The 20158-nt window shown below is 71.3% G+C and carries 18 protein-coding genes; 2 read left to right on the top strand and 16 right to left on the bottom strand.

Going from position 1 to position 20158, the window contains the following annotated elements; all coding sequences use genetic code 11:
- Positions 1-177 precede the first annotated feature (177 nt).
- A complete protein-coding gene (locus tag ABZ911_RS17635) occupies positions 178-795 on the top strand; it encodes a superoxide dismutase family protein (protein WP_358056341.1) in 618 nt (205 codons plus the stop codon).
- Positions 796-1281: 486 nt separating this feature from the next.
- Complete coding sequence (locus ABZ911_RS17630; protein ID WP_358056339.1) at positions 1282-2775, top strand: alpha/beta fold hydrolase; 1494 nt, start codon at positions 1282-1284, stop codon at positions 2773-2775.
- On the opposite strand, the gene ABZ911_RS17625 is transcribed toward ABZ911_RS17630, so the two are convergent.
- Genes ABZ911_RS17625 through ABZ911_RS17550 form a run of 16 tightly spaced genes read right to left on the bottom strand, consistent with a single transcriptional unit; the run spans position 2769 to position 20107 of the window.
- Positions 2769-4112: a hypothetical protein gene (locus tag ABZ911_RS17625; protein ID WP_358056337.1), complete on the bottom strand. Its 1344-nt coding sequence runs from the start codon at positions 4110-4112 to the stop codon at positions 2769-2771. The genes ABZ911_RS17630 and ABZ911_RS17625 overlap by 7 nt on opposite strands.
- The gene (locus tag ABZ911_RS17620; RefSeq protein ID WP_358056335.1) at positions 4112-5464 is read right to left on the bottom strand and encodes a hypothetical protein; all 1353 of its coding nucleotides are present in this window, start codon (positions 5462-5464) and stop codon (positions 4112-4114) included. Before ABZ911_RS17620 ends, ABZ911_RS17625 begins: the two co-directional genes overlap by 1 nt.
- A 13-nt stretch (positions 5465-5477) precedes the next feature.
- A complete protein-coding gene (locus ABZ911_RS17615) occupies positions 5478-6770 on the bottom strand; it encodes an MFS transporter (protein ID WP_358056333.1) in 1293 nt (430 codons plus the stop codon).
- A gap of 25 nt (positions 6771-6795) precedes the next feature.
- Positions 6796-7215 carry an aspartate 1-decarboxylase gene (panD, locus tag ABZ911_RS17610; protein ID WP_358056331.1) on the bottom strand — a complete coding sequence of 140 codons (420 nt, stop codon included), beginning with the start codon at positions 7213-7215 and terminating at the stop codon, positions 6796-6798.
- A 17-nt stretch (positions 7216-7232) separates the two neighbouring features.
- Entirely contained in the window at positions 7233-8489 is a 1257-nt protein-coding gene (locus ABZ911_RS17605; protein ID WP_358056329.1) for an ATP-grasp domain-containing protein, read from the bottom strand.
- Between the two features lie 18 nt (positions 8490-8507).
- Positions 8508-9776 (bottom strand): ATP-grasp domain-containing protein, encoded by a 1269-nt coding sequence (locus ABZ911_RS17600; protein WP_358056327.1) that lies wholly within the window; start codon positions 9774-9776, stop codon positions 8508-8510.
- Positions 9777-9797: 21 nt separating this feature from the next.
- Positions 9798-10640 (bottom strand): aldo/keto reductase, encoded by an 843-nt coding sequence (locus ABZ911_RS17595; protein WP_358056325.1) that lies wholly within the window; start codon positions 10638-10640, stop codon positions 9798-9800.
- 12 nt (positions 10641-10652) lie between these two features.
- Positions 10653-11660, bottom strand: coding sequence for a quinone oxidoreductase (locus ABZ911_RS17590; protein WP_358056323.1), 1008 nt, complete (start codon positions 11658-11660; stop codon positions 10653-10655).
- Positions 11660-12655, bottom strand: coding sequence for a branched-chain amino acid transaminase (locus ABZ911_RS17585; protein WP_358056321.1), 996 nt, complete (start codon positions 12653-12655; stop codon positions 11660-11662). The genes ABZ911_RS17590 and ABZ911_RS17585 overlap by 1 nt, the downstream gene beginning before the upstream one ends.
- Positions 12652-13323 carry an HAD-IA family hydrolase gene (locus tag ABZ911_RS17580; RefSeq protein ID WP_358056319.1) on the bottom strand — a complete coding sequence of 224 codons (672 nt, stop codon included), beginning with the start codon at positions 13321-13323 and terminating at the stop codon, positions 12652-12654. Before ABZ911_RS17580 ends, ABZ911_RS17585 begins: the two co-directional genes overlap by 4 nt.
- The gene (locus ABZ911_RS17575; RefSeq protein WP_358056317.1) at positions 13320-14690 is read right to left on the bottom strand and encodes a D-arabinono-1,4-lactone oxidase; all 1371 of its coding nucleotides are present in this window, start codon (positions 14688-14690) and stop codon (positions 13320-13322) included. The genes ABZ911_RS17580 and ABZ911_RS17575 overlap by 4 nt, the downstream gene beginning before the upstream one ends.
- The gene (rfbD, locus tag ABZ911_RS17570; RefSeq protein WP_358056315.1) at positions 14687-15568 is read right to left on the bottom strand and encodes a dTDP-4-dehydrorhamnose reductase; all 882 of its coding nucleotides are present in this window, start codon (positions 15566-15568) and stop codon (positions 14687-14689) included. Before rfbD ends, ABZ911_RS17575 begins: the two co-directional genes overlap by 4 nt.
- A complete protein-coding gene (locus ABZ911_RS17565; protein ID WP_358056313.1) occupies positions 15568-16242 on the bottom strand; it encodes an RraA family protein in 675 nt (224 codons plus the stop codon). Before ABZ911_RS17565 ends, rfbD begins: the two co-directional genes overlap by 1 nt.
- A 26-nt stretch (positions 16243-16268) precedes the next feature.
- A complete protein-coding gene (locus ABZ911_RS17560) occupies positions 16269-18203 on the bottom strand; it encodes a transketolase C-terminal domain-containing protein (protein ID WP_358056311.1) in 1935 nt (644 codons plus the stop codon).
- A 22-nt stretch (positions 18204-18225) separates the two neighbouring features.
- Positions 18226-19020, bottom strand: coding sequence for an SDR family oxidoreductase (locus tag ABZ911_RS17555; RefSeq protein ID WP_358056309.1), 795 nt, complete (start codon positions 19018-19020; stop codon positions 18226-18228).
- Positions 19010-20107: an N-acetylneuraminate synthase family protein gene (locus ABZ911_RS17550; RefSeq protein WP_358056307.1), complete on the bottom strand. Its 1098-nt coding sequence runs from the start codon at positions 20105-20107 to the stop codon at positions 19010-19012. Before ABZ911_RS17550 ends, ABZ911_RS17555 begins: the two co-directional genes overlap by 11 nt.
- Positions 20108-20158 lie beyond the last annotated feature (51 nt).

Below are 20158 nucleotides of genomic sequence, written 5' to 3'. Positions count from 1 at the left end.
GCCCGCCCCGGGGTGCACCACGCGCCCACGAAGCGCAGCCCGTTGGGGGGGACCATAACTCCGGATACCAATGAAATAGCTATATAAAATGCCGCGAAATATCTCTATATCGGGCAACTGTGGCACTTACTCTCGTTTGAGCCGTACATTTCCTCCGTATCGAAGGGTCGGTTCGCGATGGCGCTGTTACCGCAGGTAGGGACGCTCGGCAGGACGATTCACCTGGCCATCAGTGCGACGCTGCTCACCGCCGTCGCGGCCGTCGGCGTCAGCGCCGTGGCCGAGGCCACCACGTCGAACGAGGCGCACCCGTACACGGTCACCATCCGGGACGTCGCGGGCGACACGGTCGGGAGGCTCGTGCTCAAGCCGGAGGGGTACGCCAGGTCGCGCCTGTCGGTCACGGTCAAGGGCCTGGCGCCGGGATTCCACGGCTTCCACATCCACTCGGTCGGCGTCTGTGATCCCGCCGCCGTCGATCCGGCGACCGGGAAGGTGTCCCCGTTCTTCACCGCGGGCGGCCACTTCGACCTGACCGGCTCCACGCACGCGAACCACTCGGGGGACCTGCCTCCGCTGCTGGTCGCCCAGGACGGCTCCGGCACCGCCTCGGTGGTCACCGACCGGTTCAGGCTGCGGCAGCTCACGGACGCCGACGGCAGCGCCGTCATCGTGCACGCCCTTCCCGACAACCTCGCCAACATCCCGGCGCGCTACAGCTCCACGGGCCCGGACGAGGCCACGCTGCGAACGGGCGACGCGGGCGGCCGGGTGGCCTGCGGCACCCTCAAATGATCGCTGGGCTCAGCCCAGGGGGCCGCGCAGGTCCCCGGCCGTTGGCTGTCGCGCACCTTCCGCATGATGGCGTCCGTGACCTGCGGCACTACGCGGGCCAGGTAGGCCGCCGCGGTTCGTCCATCCCGGCCCGGCGAGCCGACTGCTCACCCGAGGCCGGTTTCAGCCTGCCCGGCCCCGAGTCGTGCTTTCGGCAATCGGCGCGGGCACGCGGGCCTTGGCGTGGGCTCCGCGGTCGGCGAGGCGGCGCAGCAACCGCAGCGTGATGCTGTAGATGATCGGTGAGGCCTACGGCTTGGGGGCAAGCGTGGTGACCATCTGGGGAGGCTGGAGGTCTCGAAGCTGCCGGTGATCCGCATCGGAGGCAGCCGTGATCGTCGCCTGCAGGAAGGCCCGGCCAGAGTAGGAGCAGGATCCTAGATCGCCTCTGCGGGAACGGTTCCGGGGGAGGAAGAAACCGGCTGCTCGCGGCGGCACGCTGGGATCATGATCGCGATTCGCGCTATGAACCTGAGTGAGCGCTACGGCGTACGCGGCAGGAGCAGGTGGCTGGTGATCGCCGTGGCGGCGGCGGTGTTGGCGGTGATGGCCCCGGCGGCGTCGGCTGCCCGGGATGACGGGCGGCCGGCGTGGCGGGACTGCGGGAGCGGGGGTGTGCCTGCGGGAATGCAGTGCGCAGCGGTCGAGGTGCCCGCGGACTGGGCGGAGCCGGAGGGGCCGAAGATCACACTGGATCTGGCCCGGCTGCCGGCCACCGAGCCCACGCGCCGGATCGGTAGCGTCCTGGGCATCCCCGCCGGTTTCGGGATCGAGGGCCTGACCCGTGCCGCGGCGGACCTCACCGAGCTGCGGCGCAGATTCGATCTCGTCGGCTTCGACACGCGTGCCACCGTGTGGATCGCGCAGATGCCCGCAGTGTGCAAGCAGCCGGGGGTGTCGCTGCGCGACCCGCGTCACAAGAAGGAGTTCGCGGCGCTGGCCGCAGGGATGAACGATGCGTTCAAGGAGTGTCAGAAGGCGGACACGACCGGGCTGTTCGCGCACCTGGACTCTCTGTCGATCGCCCGGGACATGGAGGCGATCCGCGCGGCGCTGGGCGAGGAGCGGCTGAGTTTCATGGCCAGCGGCACCGGCGGGGTGGCGGCCGCCGCGTACGCCCGGCTGTTCCCGCAGCGCATCCGGGCCATGTACCTCGACGGCGTGAACAACCAGACCAAGGGCTGGCCCGCACAGGAGTTGCTGGCCCTGCCCGTCCTGCGACGGATGGCCACCAGGTTCGCGGAGTGGTGCGCGGACACTCCCGCCTGCGCGCTGCACGGCGAGGACGCCGGGGCGGTGTGGCGCAAGCTCCTCCGGGACGCCGATCGCCGTCCGATTCCGGTCACCTCCTCGCAGTACGGCGACGGGAAACTGACCGGATGGCTGTTGGGATCCACGCTCCCCCTCGACCCGGGGCCGAAGAACGCCAACTGGATGACCTTCGCGGATTCGGTGGACAAGGCGCGACGCGGGGACGGGTCGGGGTTCGCCGATTCGGCGCTCTTCAACGCGTGGATCGCGGCGACGCCCGGAGCGCAGGTGATGAGCTGCGGGGATGGCCGCGGATACGCCAGCTATGCCCAGCTTGAGGACTTCCGCCGGAAAGCGCGGAAGATCTCATCGGGCTACGTGGGAGCGGCTATCAACCAGTTGGGCTGCGCGGGCTGGCCGATGCCGGTGGCCAACCCGGCCCGCCCGCTGCCCACGCGCGGTCTGCCGCCGATGCTTGGGGTCGGCACCACCTGGATCGACTACACGTCGACCGAGAGCTTCACCGGCATGATCCCGGGATCGGTGACCGTCGCCTACGACGGGCCCGGTCACGTCATGTACCTGTCGGGCAAGAAATGCCCGATCCGGTACGCCACCAGGTACCTGACCGACCTGACGCTCCCCGAACCGGGCACCGTCTGCCCTGCTGAGGGGCGGGCGGGTCAGTAGAGGAAGATGCCGGTGGTGCGGGCCGCGGGTGTGGCGCCCATGCCGATGACCGCGCCCTCCCCGTACGGCAGGGCGCGGATGTGCGAGCCCGCGTAGCCGTCGGGGGTGAGGAAGGCGTCCCACGCGGCGGCCCAGATCTCCAGCTCGCCGGTCTCCGGGTTCACCACCGGCTCCTCGCGCGGCACGACCCGCCGCTGGACCACCGCCCCGGTGGCGACCCCGCGCTCGACCGCGGCCCGCCACTCGGAGGCGTCCACCTCCCAGCCGGCGACGATCCCCGACCCGCCGAAGTCCGCCCACGGTTTGATGATCAGATCACGGCGGTGGGCGAGGCAGTGCTCCACGAGGTCGACCTGTTCGCCGTCCACGTCGGACTCACCAGCGGCGAGCCTCCTGGTCCACGGCAGCACCCGGTCCACCAGGCTCAATTCCTCGCCGGACAGCACGGCGCGGCATTGCGGGTCGGCGAGCATCGCCAGGCAGCCCTTGTTGTTGTACACCTCGCTGGCGAGCGTCGTGTACAGCACGGCCGCGCCGTCGGCGTGGGCGCGGAGAATCGGCTCCACCGAGCGTTCGCCGTCCGTCGTGGACATCAGCTCGCCGATGTTGAAGTAGCGCAGCACCAGGTCGACCCGGCGTCCGCCGACGGTCAACTCGGTGCCGTCGTAGGCGGTCTGGCTCACCTCCCCGAGCACCACCTCGATCCCCTGCGCCGCGAGCATCTCCTGGAACGAGTGGACCAGAGGCAGGTACGTCGGCAGTTCGCCGTCCGCCTCGACGAACCCCACGACGGGATCGCGGTCACCGGTCACCGGCGCCGACGCGGCGCGCAGGGCGGCGGCCACCCGCTGTCCGGTGTGGACGAAGCCGAGGTCGTGGTCCTCGGCGAACGCGCGGAACGCGGGCACGTCGAGCAGCGCGGCGGAGATCTCGGCCCGGTCGGCGCCGCCGAGGGCGCTGCCGAGGTTGAACTCCAGGAGCCGGAAGGAGTCGCCGTCGTGGTACAGGTCGGCTCTGCCGTACAGGGTGGGGCGCTCGGGGAACCGGGCGAGCAGCGCCCGGCTCCGCGGGTCGAATCCGAGCGCCGCGCAGAACGCGGCCAGGTCGCCGCCGTAGCGCCGCTCGGGTAGCGACACGAGCAGGTCGAACAGCCAGGCCAGCTCGTCGGCGAAGGTCAGGATGTCCTTGCGCGCCATGAAGAACGGCCGCGGCAGCAGCCGGTGCGCGCAGGAGGCGGCGAACTTCTCCGGCAGGCGGATCCCGCTCATCGCCCCGAGCAGATCGCCGTCCCCGGCCCGGCAGCGCCGGAGGTAGGCCTCGGTCACGTGGTCGGCCATCACGCCCCCCTCTCGGTGTGGAACACCCCGGTCGACGCCCCGTCGCCGAGTCCCTTGACCAGGGCGGCGCCCTCCGGCTTGGCGCGGGCGTAGCAGCCGGAGTATCCGCCGCCCGGCATGATGAAGGGCCCGAGCACGGAGATCCACGACGACTGCGCGCCGGTGTCCGGGTCCACGATGGGGAAGGGCTTCGGCCGTACCCGCCGCTGCACGATCGCGCCGCTGTCGCGGCCGGCGAGCAGGGCCGCGTGCCAGTCCCGGTCGTCGGTCTCCCAGCCGACGACGATGCCCCGGCCGCTGAAGTCCGCTCTCGGTTTGAGGATCAGGTCGGCGCGGTTCTCCCTGCAGTGGTCGATGAGGTCCACCGGCTGGCCGTCCACGGTGGACGACGGGGTGTTCAGCGTGCGCGTCCACGGCAGCACCCGGTCGATCAGTGCCACCTCGCCGGGGGTGAACGCCTGCCGCCAACGCTCATCGGAGAGCATGGCCAGACAGCTCTTGCTGTGGTAAAGCGCGCTGTCCAGCGTCGTCCACAGCACCACCCGGCCCTCCTCGTGCGCGCGGTCGATGCGCTCCACGGCGTCCATGGGCGCCTCACCGGAGACGACCTCGTTCTCCGTGTAGTACCGCAGCACCACGTCCACCGCTCTGCCGTGCAAATGCAGCCGGCCGTCCCGCTCCGCGACCTGGCTGATCTCGCCGAGCAGCAGCTCGATGCCCTGGCTCGCCATCACCTCGCGGAGCGACTCGACCAGGGGGAGGAAGTCGCCGAGCCCGCCGTCGCACTCCACGAAGGCGACGACCGGGTCGGCGCCCCCGGTGATCGGTGCCGCGGCCTTGCGCCACTCCTCGGCCAGCCGCTGCCCGGTGTGGACGTACGCGAGCCGGTGCCGCTCCGCGAAGTCCCGGAACGCGTCCACCTCCATGAGCCCGCTCTGGACGGCGGACCGGTCGACGCCGCCGAGCGAGCTGCCCACATTGAACTCGAGCGCCTTGTACGACTCCCCGTCGTCGTACACGTCGGCCCGGCCGTAGACGACCGGTGTGCTTCGGTATCGGCGCAGCACCGCCGCCCTCGCGTCGTCCACGCCGAGTTCGGCGAGGTAGGCGTCCGGGTCGCCGTCGAAGAGCCGTCGCGGGAGCTGGAAGACCAGTGTGTACAGCGCGTGCAGATCCGCGCCGAGCGCGCGCATCCGCTCCCCCTCCACGAACAGCGGCCGGGGCAGCCTCACCTTGGGGCCGTGCGCCGTGCGGTACGCGGCGCCGAACGGCGCCGTGCGCATCGCCTCCAGCAGCGCGCGGTTGCCGTCGCGCACCTCGGTCAGGTACGCGTCGGTGATCTCGTCGTACATGGGCGCCTCCTGGCTAGTGCTCTGTGTCCGAGGGGAGTTCCCGCATCGAGCGCAGCGGGGAGAAGAAGACCGGCAGCCACACCAGGGAGAGGCCGACCGCGGCCACCCACAGTGAGACGCGGACACCCGCCAGGTGGCCCACCAGACCGGCCACCGCGGCGCCCAGCGCCAGCGCTCCCGTCATCAGGAACCGCATCGTGGCGTTCATCCTGCCGAGCAGCCGGTCCGGGGTCACCCGCTGCCGGAAGCTCACCAGCACCACGTTGTTCATGCCGATCCGGAAGGTCACGGCCATCCAGCAGCCGGACGCGATCCACTGCCACATCCCGTCCTGGACCATCGGCACCAGCAGGCACAGCGGTGCCCCGGCGAGCCCGACGAGCCACAGCGACGGCCCGTAGCCCAGCCGGTCGGCGACCCGCCTGGCCAGTGCCGAGCCGAGCAGGATGCCCACCCCGCCGAAGGTGAAGAACATCCCGACGTCGCCCGCGGACAGGCCGATGCGGGTGAACAGCAGCGGGATCGTGGTGATGCCGACCATCAGGAACAGGTTGGTCCCGGCGCCCTGCAGCGCGATGGGCCGCAGCAGCGGATGCCGCAGCACGAACCGGAGGCCCTCGCCGACGTCGCGTAGCAGGCGCCTGTCCGCCTTGACCTCCGGCGGTGACTCCTTGACGCGGATGCCGACCAGGCACAGCGCTGACCACAGGTAGGTGGCGGCGTCGATGGCGAGCGCGATGGGCGCGGCGGTGAACTGGATCAGGTAGCCGGCGATGCTCGGGCCGGCGACCGTGGCGCCGGCGTCCCACGACTGGAGGTAGGAGTTGGCCTGTACGAGGCGGTCCCGGCCCACCGCGCTCGGCAGGTAGCTCAGGCTGGCCACGTCGAAGAACACCCGTGCCACGCCGGTGAGCAGCGCCACCGCGAACAGCTGCCAGATCGACAGCACGCCGGCCGCCCAGGCGATCGGGATCGAGGCGAGCAGCAGGGCGCGGGCCAGGTCGGCCACCACCATCACGCCCCGCCGGCGCGTGCGGTCCAGCCACGCCCCGGCGGGCAGTCCGATCAGCAGGAACGCGATCGTCTCCAGCACGCCGAGCAGCCCGACCTCGCCGGGTCCGGCGTGCAGCACGGAGATGGCGACCAGGGGCAGCGCGACGAACGTGATCTCCGTACCGACCATGCTCGCCGTGGCGGCGGCGAAAACCCTGCGGAACGCCTGGTTGGCGAAGAGCGACTCCTGCCTGGGTGCGGTGGGCGTCTCCGGTGGCCTGTCCACCGTGGGCGGGTGCTCCGCGTCGGACACGGGTCTCCTTTCCGATGAACGGCGTTCAGTCGACCGACATCAGGTCACCGCGGACGGTGTCGCTGCCCGGAACGGGGGCGGCCGGGTCGGAGCCGAGCTCCACGATCTTGTTGCGGCCGTCGACGTGCACCACCCGCGGGATGAACGACCGGGCCTCGCTCTCGGCCACCAGCGCGTAGCTGATGATGATGACCAGGTCGCCCGGCTGGACCAGCCGCGCGGCCGCGCCGTTGATGCCGATCACGCCGGTGCCGCGTTCGCCCTCGATGATGTAGGTCTCCAGCCGTGCGCCGTTGGTGATGTCCACGACGTGGACCAGCTCGCCGGGCAGCAGGTCCGCGGCGTCGAGCAGGTCGGCGTCGACGGTCAGCGATCCCACGTAGTGCAGGTCGGCCTGGGTGACCGTGGCGCGGTGGATCTTCGACTTGAACAGGTGACGGAACATGGTGCCCTCCTCAGAATTCAGGCCAGGGTAAACCGGACAGTGGACAGGACGTGCTCGCACCTGGCGACGGCCTCGTCCGCGTCGGCGCCGGACGCGATCACGAAGCCGTTGCGCAGATCCCAGCCGGTACGCACGGCTGTGGTGGAGTCGCCCGGGTTGAGCGGCACGCAGACACCGACCTCGGCTTCGGTCAGCTCCTCGAACAGGCCGGGGAAGCCGTACAGCCGCTCGTCCGGCCGTACCCGCCTGATCCGGGTGATGGCCGGATCGAGTTCGTCGAGCCCGTCGACCGACACGATCCGGCCCTCCGGGGGTGTGAAGAAGCGGATCGCCGCTCCCCCGACGGGTTCCGGGGCCCGCTCGGGCAGGTCTACCAGCCCGAGCGAACCGCCGAGGAACAGCAGGTTCTCGTCGACGCCGTAGGCGCGGCGGATCATCTCCGGGATGCCGACGCCCGCCATCCGGCAGTGCGACTCCAGGATCCTCGGCCCGCGCGGCGTCACCACGAACTCGGTGTGTGACGGCCCCTCGACGATCCCGATCGCGTCCAGCAGGTCCGTGGTGAGCCGGCGGATCTCGGCGTCGTAGTCTCCGGGGACCCGGCTCGGCGCGGTGATCCCGGTCTCGACGTAGAAATCGTTGATCGTCTCCTCGGTGACGCCGAGGGTGACGTGCCTGCCGGCGGCCGAGAACGCCTCGACGGTGACCAGCGGGCCGTCGAGGAACTCCTCGGCGACGGCCTGGGTGTGCCCCGCCTCGCGCAGCGCCTTCCAGGCGAGTTCCGCGTCCTGCCTGCTGTGGATCACATGCACGCCGACGCTGCCTGAGGCGTCGATCGGCTTGGCCACCACCGGGCCGGTGATCGACGCGGCGAACTCGATCAGCTCCTCGGCGCCGGTGACTCTGGCGAAGGCGACCGGGTCGAGGCCGTGCTCGGCGAGCACCTCCCGCACCCGTGCCTTGTCCTTCAGGATGCGCGCGGCCTCGGCCGGGTTGCCCGGTATGCCGAGGGCCTCGGCGACCTCGGCCGCCGGGACCGTGCCCAGGTCGGTGGTCGAGAGCACCCGGTCGAACGGCCGCTCACGGTGCAGGGGGGCGAGAACCTCCAGGATCGCCGAGGTGTCGGTGGTCGACGCGTGCACCACCCGCTCGCACCTGGCGGCGAAGAAGTCCTCGTACATGTCCGGCTCGTGGACCAGGACGACGTCCACCCCGAGCTCGTGGGCGTAGCGGACGGCGTGGGCACGGCCGGCGATCACGGCGACGCGTGGCATGGCTGCTCCTCAGGGGTGTCAGGCCGGCTCGGTTTCCAGCCGGACCAACTCGGTGAGCTGGGTGAAGGTCTCGTCGAGGCGGTCGACGCCGTCCGCGGTGAAGATCAGGTGGCCGTGCCCCTGGAAGGTCTGCGGCGGTACGGCGAGCGTCTCGCCGATCTCCCGGTAGATCTCCAGCTCCTTGACCCGCTCGTCCGCCAGCGCCTGCTCGACGCCGTGCACGGCGGTCAGCCGCCCGCCCCGCTTGGGGAAGATGTTCCAGAAGCCGACGGCGTCCGGGTGCTCCCGCGGCTCGATCACCGGGGTGCGGCCGGTCGCCAGGTCCAGCAGCGCGCCCACCATGTCCACGCCGGTGCTCAGATGAACCGAGCGGCAGATGGGGCCGCCGCCGAGCCGCGCCGCCGCCTCCAGCACCACCGGCTCGCGCTCCTGCCGGAGCCGGAACTCGACGTGCGTCCCCCCGGTGTCGATGCCCAGCGCCCGGTGGACCGCCGCCGTGGCCTTCTCGATCGCCGGCATCAGGTCCGCGGGCAGCCTGGTCGGCGTGCAGGCGTAGACCTCCTCGAATGTCGGGCCGGTGGGCAGCGGCTTGTCGTGGAGGGCCACGACCCTGGTCTCCCCGTCGACCACCAGGCACTCCACGCTGATCTCGGTGCCGCCCACGAACTCCTCCAGCAGCAGCGCGCCGTCGTAGGCGGCCATCGCCTGGTGGTACAGCGGGTCGGTGGTGAACCCTTGCCAGGCGCCCTGGCGGAGGAAGTCGAAGTACTGGGCCAGTTCCGCCTCGTCGGCCACGCTGCGCACGTACATGCTGCCGGTGCCGAGTACCGGCTTGAGCACGAGCGGGAAGCCGATTCGCTCGGCCTCGGCCCGCGCCTCGGCGAGCGTCCTGGCCAGTCCGAAGCGCGGCTGCGGCACGTCGTCGGCCTTGGCGAACTCCGACCGCATGGCGAACTTGTCCCGTGCCGCGGTGGCCGTCCGCTCGCTGACAGAGGGGAGGCCGAACTCCGCGGCGACCCTGGCCGCCGCGGGCACGCTGGCCTCGGCGAAGGTGAGCACGCCATGAAGCGGCTGCTGCCCGGCCGCGGCCAGTTCCTTGGCCGCGGTCAGCACCTCGCCGACGTCGCCCGTGTCGGCGAGGATGATCTGATCGGCGTACTCCGCCTCCCACGTCGGGTCCTTCATGACGAGGACCAGGCGCTCGCCGTGCTGGGCGGCGTACTCCCGGGCCCTGATGAGGTGCCACCTGCGGCTCGGGTTCTTCTTGTGCACGATCAGGATGGTCATGGCCTGCTCCCTTCGACTTGGTTAGCCGAGCCCCGCCAGGCGGTCGAACTGCTCGGCGGTCAGTTCCACGTCGGCCGCGGCGACGTTCTCCTCCAGGTGGGCGATCGAGCTGGTGCCGGGAATGGGGGCCATGACCGGCGAACGGTGCAGCAGCCACGCCAGCGACACCTGGGCGGGCGTCGCATCGACCTCACGGGCCACCTCGGCGAGCGGCCCGGCCTGCGTCGCGTGTGCGCCGGCGGCGATGGGCAGCCACGGCACGAACACCAGGCCCTCGCGCTCGCAGTAGTCCACGACGTCGTCGTCGTCGCGCTTGGTGAGGTTGTACAGGTTCTGCACGCCGACCACGTCGATGGTCTGCCGCGCCTCCTCGACCTGCGCGACGCTGACCTGCGACAGCCCGAGGTGCCGGATCTTGCCCTGCTCCCGCAGCGACTTGAGGGCGCCGAACTGGTCGGCCGCCGGCACCTGCGGGTCGATGCGGTGGAGCCAGAACACGTCGAGGGTCTCCAGCCGCAGCCTGCGCAGGCTGAGCTCCACCTGCTGGCGCAGATACTCCGGGCGGCCGAGCGGCTTCCACTCGTGGCGCGACGGCCGGGACTGCCCGGCCTTGGTGCCGATCAGCAGCCCGGCGGGGTATGGGTGCAGCGCCTGCGCCAGCAGTTCCTCGCTGGTGCCGGGGCCGTAGGAGTCTGCCGTGTCGATGTGGTTCACGCCGAGCTCGACCGCGCGCCGCGCCAGGGCCAGCGCGCCGTCGACGTCGGCGGGCGGTCCCCAGACGTCCGGGCCGGTCAGGTGCATCGCACCGAAACCGAGGCGGTTCACGGTGAGGTCCCCGCCGATGGTGACCGTACGGTTGACCATGAGTGTGTCCTTTCAGATGGGTTCGGAAGCTCCGCAGCCGAGACGATCTTCGCTGCAGGAGATCAGGAGCTTACCGATCGACCGGCGCTGTTCCAGGCGGTTGTGGACGATTGCCGCCTCGTTCAACGGCCGGACACCGTCCACGCGGACGCGCAGCCGCCCGTCCAGCACCCAGGCGAGGACATCGCGGGCGCGGGCCTGCAGTTCGTCACGGGAGGCGATGTGATGGTCCAGGTTGGGCCGTGTGACGAACAGGGAGCCACCCGAGTTGAGCCGCTGCAGGTCGAGGGGTGGGACCGGCCCCGCGGCCTGGCCGTACAGGGCGAGGACGCCGCGCGGGCGGAGGGAGGCCAGCCCGACGTCGAAGGTGGGGGCGCCGATCCCGTCGAGGACCGCCGCCACTCCGGCTCCCGAGGTGATCTCACGGACGGCCGGGGCCACCTCCTGCTCGGTGTAGCGGATGACGTGGTCGGCTCCCGCCTCCCTGGCGGCCTTCTCCTTCTCCGGCGTGGAGACGGTCCCGATGACCTGGCCGCCGCGGAGTTTGACGAGCTGGGTGAGGAGCAGCCCCATGCCGCCGGCGGCGGCGTGCACGAGCACCGTGTCACCGGGACGCACCCGGCAGGTGTCGTCGACGAGGTAGTGCGCGGTCATGCCCTGGAGCAGTACGGCGGCCGCCGTCCGGGTGGAGATCCCGTCGGGCAGGGGGACGAGGCGGTCGGCCGGGATCAGGGCGCGTTCGGCGTAGGCTCCCGGGACGTTGACCCAGCCGACCCGCCGGCCGGCCTCGACCTCGGTCACGCCCGGACCGACCTCGCGCACCGTCCCGGCTCCCTCCTGGCCCGGAACGAAGGGCAGGGGGACGGGGTAGCGGCCGGAACGGTGGTGGACGTCGATGAAGTTGACGCCCGCCGTCTCCACGTCGACGACCGCCTCCCCCGGTCCCGGCTCGGGGTCCGGCACCTCGGCGGCCCGCAGCACCTCGGGGCCGCCGTGACTCCGTACCAGGATCGCGCGCATCAGCCCTCTCCCCCGTACAGGTCCTGGATCTGGATCTCGGTCAGCCAGTCGGCGTACCGGTCGCGTTCGCCGCGGACGAGCCGGGTGTACTCGGCGCCCAGCACGGTGGCGACGGGGCCGGGGCGTCCGGTGCCCACGCGCAGGCCGTCCACCGTCGTGACGGGGAGGATCTCCCACGCGGTGCCCATGAAGAACACCTCGTCGGCCAGGTAGAGCTCGCTGCGGTCCACCTCGCGCTCGGCGACGGGAACGCCGAGCTCCTCCAGGAGGGTGAGCGCCGTGGCCCGGGTGATGCTCTCCAGGACGCCGCTGGACAGCGACGGCGTCACCACGGCGCCGTCGCGCACCAGGGCGATGCAGGCGCCGGGCCCCTCGCTGAGCTTGTGCCGCTCGTTGAGCATGATCGGCCAGTCGTGGCCGTTCTCCCGGGCCTCCATCATCGCCAGCCGGCCGTTGTGGTAGTTGGAGAACGCCTTCACCCTGGGGGGAGTCGACGCGTCCCCGATCCGGAGCCAGGAGCTCACCGCGGCGCGGCAGCCCCGCTCCTTGTCGAGCCCGCTGTGGAACGGCCAGGTGTCGATCACGACCTCGCAGAGGGCGCCGGCCGGCACCATCTGCTCGCGGATCACCCCGGTGGGGAAGGCCCACGGCCGGATGTAGGTGTCCTCCCGGTACCGGTTGGCGCGGAGCAGGTCCAGCACCGCCGCGCGCAGCCCGGCCGCGTCGAAGGGCAGTTCGAGGCGGCAGATCCTGGCCGACTCCTGAAGCCGCTTCAGGTGCTCGTCGAGCCGGAACGCCAGGAGGCGGGAGCCGTCGGCCGACCGGTAGGCCTTGATGCCCTCGAAGACGGCGGAGACGGAGGCGTGGCCGACGGCGTTGACGTGGATCTTCGCCTCCGCCCAGGGGACCATCTCGCCGTTGCGCCAGATCCAGTCCGGGTGGCCGGTGACGGGGCTGGCCAGCGAGTCCAGGGCGGCGGCCGGAGCGGTGTTCACGGGCGAACCGTCCCTTCCAGGCCGAGGAGTTCGCTCTCCAGGTGGAAGTGGTCGAGCGTGTCCATCACGAGATCCGCCTCGCCGAGGTCGGCGGCGTCGCAGACGGCGTTCGGGACCGCGACGCAGCGCAGCCCCGCGGCGCGGGCGGCGCGGACGCCCGTCGGCGAGTCCTCGAAGGCCAGCGCCTCGTGTCCGGCCACGTCCAACCTCCGCAGGGCGAGGTGGTAGAGGTCGGGGGCGGGCTTGTGCCGTTCGACCAGGTCGCCGACGACCAGGTCGCCGAACAGGTCGCGCACCCCGAGCCGGACCAGGTGCGGCTCGACCCAGGAGCGCGAGGAGCTGGACACCACGGCGCGCTCCAGGCCGTGCCGCGCCGCGTCCCGCAGCAGCCGGGCGACGCCCGGCCGCAGCGCCTGCCGCTGGCAGAGCTCGTGTTTGCGGCGCAGCCGCCCCTGGCGGACCGCGTCGGCCACGGGCGCGCCCAGCCGCTCGGACAGGTCGGCGAGCGCGACGCGCTCTCCGTCGCGGCGACCGGCCATCCGCGCCCAGACCGGCGCGGTGAAGCGGAGGCCGTACGACGCGTACAGCTCGGCCCACGACTGGAAGGCGGCCTGTTCCGTGTCGCAGATCAGCCCGTCGAAGTCGAGGAGGACGGCGCGCAGGGTCATCCGGCCACCTCCACCCTGTCCGTTCTCGGGTCGGCCGTCCGTACCGGGCCGAGCACGCGTGTCAGGTAGTCGTTGGTGAACATCCCCTGCGGGTCGAGCTGGGCGCGGACCCGCTGGAAGGTGTCCCATTCGGGGTAGCGCGGGGCGAGCACCTCCGCCGTGGCGGTGTGGGCCTTGCCCCAGTGCGGCCGCGCGTCGAACTCGCGCAGCACGTGTTCGACGATCCGCAGCAGCTCAAGGTAGGCGGCCGTGCGGGGGACGGTGAGGTTGACGTAGCCGGTGCGGCGGCCGTAGGCCGGGCTCAGCGGCGCGTCGTCTGCGGCGCCGACGCGGGTGAGCACGGAGTACGGCGAGTAGGTTCCGGCTCTGCGCAGCGCGCCGCGCAGGGCGCGCAGCGCCTCCGGGACGTTCTCCAGGGGCAGCGCGTGCTCCAGCGCCAGGAACCGTACCGGCTGCGGGAAGGTGAAGACCCGGTGGCTGGTGTCCACATAGGTGGTGCTGAGGGTGCCGTCGCCGGAGGGCGCACCGGTCAGCAGGGGGACCGCTCGGGGGGAGAACCGGCCGACCTGCCCGATCAGGCCGCAGCGCACCTCCTCCAGCGTCGTGCCGTACCGTCTGCGGGCCGCGCGCGGTGTGGGGGGCCGGTCGGTGACGTGCAGGGTCCGGGTGGTGACGGCGTCCGACCACGGTAGCCATGAGAGGGCGACGTGGTCGGCGCCGGTGGCCCATTCCTCGAAGCGCTCCAGGAGAGCTTCCAACCCGGTGGTGCCCCCGACCACCCGCAGGTTGAACGCCGGTACGCAGCGGAGGGTGACGGTGCTGAGGACGCCGAGCGCGCCGAGTGCGGTGCGGGCGCACCGGAAGACCTCGGAGTCGTTCCACCGGTCCAGCTCGCGTACCCGCCCGTCCGCGGTCACCAGGCGCAGTGCGGTGACGTCCCCGGACAGCGGCGGGTGGGCGATGCCGGTGCCGTGGTTTCCGGTGGAGACGGCTCCGGCGACGGTCTGCTCGGCCAGGGTGCCGATGTTGGGCAGGGCCAGCCCGGCCCGGTCGAGGGCCTTGCTCACCTGCCACAGCGGGGTGCCCGCGCGGACGGTGACGGTGCGGGCGTCGTGGTCGATGCCGGTGACACCGGTGTGGCTCCGCAGGTCGAGCAGGACCCCGGCGGTGGTGGCGAGCGGGTTGAACGAGTGACCTGTCCCCGCGGCGCGCACGGTGAGCCCCTGGTGCGCCGCCCGCCGGACCACCCGGACGATCTCCGCCTCCGCCGACGGGGCGATCAGGTGGGCGGGGCCGCACCTGACCGTCTTCGACCAGGTGCTCCATACGGGTGTCCGGCGCCCGCGGAGGTCTCCCGGCTTTCTCATGTGAGCGCGCCCTCCAGTTCCTCGCAGAACCTGCGTGCGGCGTCCTGCCAGGAGGGCATGGTGAACCCGAGGCCGTCCAGCCGGGAGGTGGCGAGCGCGGAGTTCGCCGGGCGGTCGCCCAGGAACCCGCACGCGTCCATCGACAGGGGTTCGGGCTCCGGGCCGGTCCCGAGGACGGAGCAGAGGTGCCGGCCGACCTCGTACCAGCTGGCCGTCCCCTCGTTCACGATGTGGATCGTCCCCGTCACCGGTTCCTCCCGGGTGAGCAGGAAGACCATGGCGCGGGCGAGGTCGGTGACGTAGGTGGGGCGGCTGAACTGGTCGGCGATGAGCGGTACCCGTTCGCCGCGCCGGATCCGCCGGACGGTGTCCAGCACCAGGTCGACGCGATCGTCGGCGCCGCCGAACAGCCAGGAGGTGCGGATGTTCAGGTGGCGGGGGACGAGCGCGCCGAGCCGTTCACCGGCGAGCTTGGTGAGCCCGTACACGCTCACCGGGTTGGGCACGTCGTCCTCGCGGTAGCCGCCGGGCGGTGTGGTCCGGCCGTCGAAGACGTAGTCGCTGGAGATGTAGACCAGCCGGCTTCCGTGCCGGCGGCAGCCCTCCACCACGTTGCTCGTCCCGGCGATGTTCACCCGCAGCGCCAGCTTGGGGTCTGCCTCGCAGTCGTCCACGATGGCGTGGGCGGCGGTGTGCACGACGATGTCGGGGGCGAACGCGTCCATGGACGCCCGGACGGCATCGGCGTCCGCGATGTCGAAGTCCTTCCGTGCCACTCCGCGGACGGTCCAGCCGGCGGTCAGCGGGTCCTTGCCGAGCGCGGCGGCGAACGCGGTGCCCAGGAGTCCGTCCGCGCCGGTGAGGTACACCTTCGGCATCACAGGTGTCCGAACTCTTTGAGCAGCTGCTCCAGCGTCGCACCGGAGTTGATCTTCTCCCGGATCACCCGCTCCTTCTCGATCTGGCGCTGGGTGCCCGCCAGCACCTCCTCCGCGCTCGCGGCCGGGACCACCGCGATGCCGTTCTCGTCCGCCACGACGATGTCGCCCGGCGCGATGACCTGCCCGTCGACGATCACCGGGACGTTGACCCGGACCGGCTCGGTCCGGTCGTGCACGAGGGTGGGCGACGGCCGCGGAACGGTGCTGCGGTACCACACCGGGAAGTCCAGGTCGCGGATCTCGTCCACGTCGCGGATCGCACCGTCGACGATGCCCGCCGCGATGCCCGCCTTGAGCGACAGCGTGGACATCAGCCCGCCCCACATCGCGGTCCGGGTGGTCTCGTGGCAGGCCACCACGACCACGTCACCCGGCTTGGCGAGCTTCAGCACCGGCATGCAGTCGACGAGGTCGTCGATGGACAGGTCGACCGTCAGCGCCGGCCCGGCCACCTTGTGGTGCGGCTTGACCGGGTAGAGGCCGCCGATGGCGCCGACCCGGCGCCGGGCGTCGGTGACCAGGCAGCTCGGGCTGTACTCCTTCAGCACCCCGCGGAACGCCTCGATCAGGTGTGCCGGCGGGCGGTTCAGTTCGTTGTAAACGGTGTCCATGATGTCTCCTGACTCGTTAGGGGGAATCAGCTCTCGCGCAGGGAGATGTCCAGGCGGGAGGCGGCGGTCTCGGCGCGCAGCGTGTCGGCCAGGGCCTCGGCGCTCAGGCCGTGCGCGGTGAGCACCTCGGCGGGGGTCCCGCAGCGGGGAACCTCGGTGAGGCCGATGCCCTGGAAACGCGGGGGGTTGTCCAGCCGCAGGTCCAGCAGCGCGCGCGCGACCGTGTCGGCCTGCCCGCCGCGGGTGTAGTGGTTCTCCACGACGACCAGCCGGTCGGCCCGGCCGGCCAGTTCCGCCAGCCACGCGCGGTCGACCCGGTTCAGCCACGGGAGGTCGACGACGGTCGGCCCGGCGCCCTCCGCGGCGAGGAGTTCCGCCGCGCGCAGCAGCTCGGCCAGCACCACCGGCCCGGCGCCGACGAGCACGGTGGGCCCTCCCTCGCGGACCACCCTGCCGCGCCCGGCGACCAGCGGCCCGGCCCCCAGCGCGGCCACCTCGGCCGGGACCGGCGCGCTGACCAGGCGCAGGTAGACGCTGTGCGGGGCGCTGACGCAGAAGTCCACGGCGGCTGCCGCCTCGGCGGCGTTGGCCGGCTCCAGCACCACCAGGTCGGGGATCGCGGTCAGCGCGGCCACGTCCCGTACGGCCTGGTGGGAGTGGCCGGGCGCCGCGGGGATCAGCCCCGCGAGCGAGCCCACGTACACCACCCGCCGCCCCTCGGTGGCGTTGTTGTAGATCTGCTCGTTGGGCCGGGCGTGCAGGAAGCAGGAGAAGGAGTGGACGAACGGCAGCAGCCCGCGCGAGGCCATGCCGCCGGCGACCGACACCATGTCCTGCTCGGCGATGCCGCATTCGAAGAACCGGTCCGGGTGGGCCCGCGAGAACGGGATGAGGCCGGTGTCCAGAACCAGGTCCGCGTCCAGTGCCACGATCCTGTCGTCCTGTGCCGCCCGCTCGGTCAGGGCGGCGCCGTACGCGTCGACGAGCCGTTCACCGCCGGTCGGCCGCGGCTCGCGCGGCGCCTCCTCCACCAGGTTCAGGGGAGCGAGGCCGTGGCGGCTCAGGATCTCCTCGGCCGAGGCGACCAGTTCGGCGTGCGCCGCCGCGTAGTCCTCGTCCGAAGGCGCGCCGCTGTGGAACTGGTAGAGCCACTCGTCCTCCCGCATGGAGGTGGCGGCGAAAGTGGCGCAGCCCGCCCCCTTGACCGTGTCCGCGATCACCACCACGGGTGTCCGCGGGTAGATTTCGGCCCGCTTGCGGAAAGCGGCCTCCAGGGCCTGGGGGGAGTGGCCGTCGCAGCGCAGCGCTCCCCAGCCGAAGCTCTCGAACTTGGCGATCAGGTCGCCGAGGTCGCTGACGTCGCTGACCCAGGTATCGGACTGGATCTTGTTGTGGTCGACGACGACCGTCAGCTCACCCATGTGGTGGTGTGCCGCGCCGGCGAGCGCCTCCCAGTTCTGCCCCTCCTGGAGTTCGCCGTCGCCGGTCATCACGTACACCCGGCGGCGGCGTCCGAGCAGCCGGTCGGCGAGGATGACGCCTTTGGCCTTGGAGATGCCCATGCCCAGCGAGCCGGTGTTGAAGGGCATGTGCGGGGTGTGCACATCCGGATGGCCGGGGAGGCCGTCGATCCGGCGCAGCCGGTGGACCAGCTCCTCGTCGAGACGCCCCAGGCCCAGGAGCGCGGCGTACAGTCCGGGCGCGTCGTGCCCCTTGGAGGAGAAGTACAGGTCGCCGTCCTCCTCGAACGGCTCGCGCAACTCCTCCAGCAGGAGCCAGCTGACGATGTCGCAGGCACTGAAGCTCGATCCCAGGTGCCCTGACCCGGCTCTCATCACCATGTAGAGGGTGTTGATCCGGGTCAGCGCGGCGAACGCCGCGCAACGATCGTAGGAAACGTCCATCCCCGAGAGCACCCGCTCGAACTCGCCGACCTGGAGCCGGCTCAGGGGAACGTTCATACTGCCTCCAAGGTGTGGGGGGTCACCAGCAGGTGTATCCGCCGTCGACCACGAGTTCCTGTCCGGTGAGGTAGCGACTCATATCCGAGGCGAGGAAGAGCAGCGGACCGGTCAGGTCCTCCGCCACCGCCATGCGGCCCAGCGGCACGCGCGCGGTGAACTTCTCCTGGAAGGTGGGGTCCTGGCCACCGAGGACCCCGCCCGGTGCGAGCGTGTTGACCCTGACCCCGGCCGGGCCCCACAGCGCCGCCAGATACCGGGTCAGCGCGGTCACGCCCGCCTTGCTCATGCCGTACGCCGGGGGTTTGAGGAAGGGCGGGTCGATCGGGATGTGCTGGTAGAGCCGGGGATCCGGAGCGACGATCCCGTACAGGGACCCGATGTTGACCACCGAGCCACGGCCCCGCCGCGCCATCTCCGCTCCGAAGACCTGGCTGACCCGCAGCACGCCGAGGGCGTTGACGTCGAAGACGACCTCCGACAAGGCGTCGGGCAGGTCCTCGAAGAGCCAGCTACCGATCTCCTCGGACGGCGGCTGGTCGACACCCGCGTTGTTGATCAATATCGACGGTGGGCCGATCCGGTCGAGGCACGCCTCGCCCGCGCTGTCCAGGCTCCGCCGATCGGTGACGTCGGCCTTCAGGAAGAGGTAACGTCCCGCCGCCGCGATCTTCTCCAGGCCGGAGTCGGGATTCTCCCGCACGTCCAGCCCGACCACGTCGGCACCGGCCTCCAGCAGGCAGGTCGCCCAGACCGCGCCCAGGCGCCCGGAGACGCCCGTCACCACCGCGACCTCGCCGCTCAGGTCAGTGCTCATGGGAACCCGTCGCGGTCAGCACCGCCTCGCCGCCGGGCTTGGTGTCGAGCAGGTCGAGGGAGAACCCGTCGTCCTGGAGCATCGGAGTCAGCAGCCGCCGACCGAGGATCTCTTCGAGCCGGTACGGCTTCAGCCCGTCACCTGGAGATTTGCAGGCGATGTCCTGCTCGGTGAGCAGATGCCCGGAGGGCAGGTCACGCGCCGCGACGAGTTTCTTGCCCATCTTGCTGATGGCCGACGCCTCGTTGTCCGCGCGGATCTTGCCGGGCGATCCGAGGCTCTGGCGTATCCGCTCGAGACCGGACGTCAGCTCGGCGAGCTGCGGGGGGTCGAGGGAGAAGTGGTGGTCGCTTCCGGGACGGCTCTGATCCAGGGTGAAGTGCTTCTCGATGACCCGCGCCCCGAGCGTGTATGCGATGTAGCTCGCCTCGCATCCCAGGTCGTGTCCGGAGAAACCGACGACGACCTCCGGATACTCCCGGCGGAAGGTCTCGATCACCGACAGGTTGAGGTCGGCGGGGGCGGCCGGGTACACGGCCGTGCACTGGAGCAGCGCCAGGTCGGTGTTGATGTTCAGGATGGTGTCGCAGGCACGGCGGACTTCGTCCATGGTGCCGCCTCCGGTACTGACGATCAGCGTCTTCCCCGTCTTGGCGGCGTAGCTCAGCAGCGGCGTGTTGGTCAGGTCCGCGGAGGCGATCTTGATCGCCGGCATGTCGAGCTCCATCAGGAAGTCGACGCTCGGGATGTCGAAGGCGGTGGAGAAGAAGTCGATGCCCACCTCCTTGGCCACCCCCGCGAGATGGAGGTACTCGTCACGTCCGAACTCCAGCGCCTCCCGGTGCTTGCCGTAGGTGGGCCCGAAACTGTTGCGCCCCTCGTAGGGCTGGTCGTACATGGCCTTGGTGAACAGGGTCCTGTTGTCGCGTTTCTGCAGCTTGGCGGCGTGGGCTCCGGCCGCGGCGGCCTGGCGGAACAGCTCCTCCGCCTTCTCCAGGACTCCTTCGTGGTTGTGACCGATCTCCGCGATCACATAAGCACCGGTACCGTCGGCTATTCGGCGGCCGGCGATCTCGAGTTCACGCATGTGACGGCACCTCTTTCTTGAAGATGGCCACGCCGGAAGACGGCTCTGGGC

It is taken from the genome of Nonomuraea sp. NPDC046570, assembly GCF_040645915.1.
In the GTDB taxonomy this organism is placed as follows: Bacteria; Actinomycetota; Actinomycetes; order Streptosporangiales; family Streptosporangiaceae; genus Nonomuraea.
This window is presented reverse-complemented; position numbering and strand designations above follow the sequence as displayed.